Origin of the sequence: Burkholderia sp. BCC1993 (assembly GCF_905339865.1) — a bacterium.
Taxonomy (GTDB): domain Bacteria; phylum Pseudomonadota; class Gammaproteobacteria; order Burkholderiales; family Burkholderiaceae; genus Burkholderia.
The window spans coordinates 1-1603 of record NZ_CAJPGZ010000048.1 but is presented as its reverse complement, the minus strand read 5'-3'; the positions used below and the strand labels follow the sequence as shown (position 1 = coordinate 1603).

Annotated in this window: 1 protein-coding gene; it reads left to right on the top strand. The window is 60.0% G+C overall.

Features of this window, described 5'->3' with window-relative positions; translation table 11 throughout:
- Positions 1-97 precede the first annotated feature (97 nt).
- Entirely contained in the window at positions 98-1570 is a 1473-nt protein-coding gene (locus U4Y91_RS36485; RefSeq protein ID WP_321809112.1) for an ISNCY family transposase, read from the top strand.
- Positions 1571-1603: the final 33 nt, after the last annotated feature.

The window sequence follows — 1603 nt, the reverse complement described above, 5'->3', positions numbered from 1 at the left end:
TGTGGGTCCCAAGTTCAGATGTCGCGTTTCCGCTAAATAAAAATGTCGTGTTTTGGCTTGTAGGTTGATCGCCGACACCCCACAGGGAGCGCCGGCGATGAACGCGACTGGGACGATCACGATGACGATGCGTGAAGTGGATCGGCTGAAGGTCATTGAGGCGGTGGCCGAGTGCCGGCTCAAGCCCGGCCAGGCGGCCGACCGGCTGAGTTTGAGCGTGCGGCAGGTTGAGCGCCTCGTGTTGCGCTATCGCGCAGCCGGCGTGGCCGGATTGGTGTCAGGCAAGCGTGGGCGCCCGAGCAATCATCAGTTGCCGGCTGGAAAGGCGCAGCGGGCGCTGGCATTGATCCGCGAGAGCTACGCGGATTTTGGCCCGACGCTGGCGTGCGAGAAGCTGCGCGAATGTCATGGCATCGATCTGGCCGTCGAAACGGTTCGTACGCTGATGAGGGCCTCCGGCCTGTGGATTCCGCGCAAGCAACGCCCGCCGAAGGTCTACCAACCGCGCAACCGCCGTGCATGCCTGGGCGAACTGATTCAGATCGACGGTAGCGATCACCGTTGGTTCGAGGACCGTGCGCCAGCTTGCACGCTGCTGGTGTTCATCGATGATGCAACCGGACGGTTAATGGCGCTGCATTTCACGGCGACCGAATCGACGTTCAGCTATTTTGAGGCGCTGTCGAAGTATCTGGATTCGCACGGCAAGCCGATGGCGTTCTATAGCGACAAGGCCAGCGTCTTTTACGTGAAGAAGCGCTCGGAGACCGCGGGCAAAGGCGTCACGCAGTTTGGCCGAGCGCTGTACGAGCTCAATATCGACGCGTTCTGTGCAAACACGAGCCAGGCCAAGGGGCGTGTGGAACGGGCCAACCTGACACTGCAGGACCGGCTCGTCAAAGAGCTTAGACTGCGCGGAATCAGCACATGGGAGGCCGCCAACGCGTATGCGCCCTCCTTCATCGCTGATTTCAATCGTCGCTTCGGCAAACCGCCGAAAAGCGATCACGACGCACATCGGCCACTGCGTGCTGATGAGGATCTGAGACAGATCCTGTCGTATCGCGTGCCGCGCAAGGTATCCAACGCGTTGACAGTGCAGTACGACCGCGTGATGTATCTGCTCGCCGATTCGGTAGCCAATCGGAGCCTCGTGCATGAATACGTCGAGGTCGTCGAATATCCCGACGGGATGATCGAAGTACAGGCCAACGGCGCGGTGCTGTCATGTCAGCAATACGATCGCATCACACGCATCGATCAAGGCGCCGAGGTCGAGAACAAGCGGCTGTCCAGCGCACTGGAAGTCGCACGGCGCATCCAGAATATGCGTGACGATCGCCGCGCTTCCGGCTCACCGTCGCGCACCCATTGCGGTGCCGAGGTCCAGGCAAAGAAGGCGCTCATCGGGCTGAAGAAGCAGCGTGCCATCGAGCTTGCTGACCTGAATCAAGCAATTCTTGAAGTCAGCGTCGAAGGAATCAGGGAACGGGGGGCGGCTTCGCCGCCCCACCCCAACACCATAAACAAGGACAAGACAAAGCCCAAACACCGCGACATTTCAATTTAGCGGGAAACCCGACAATTGAACTTAGCGGGGACA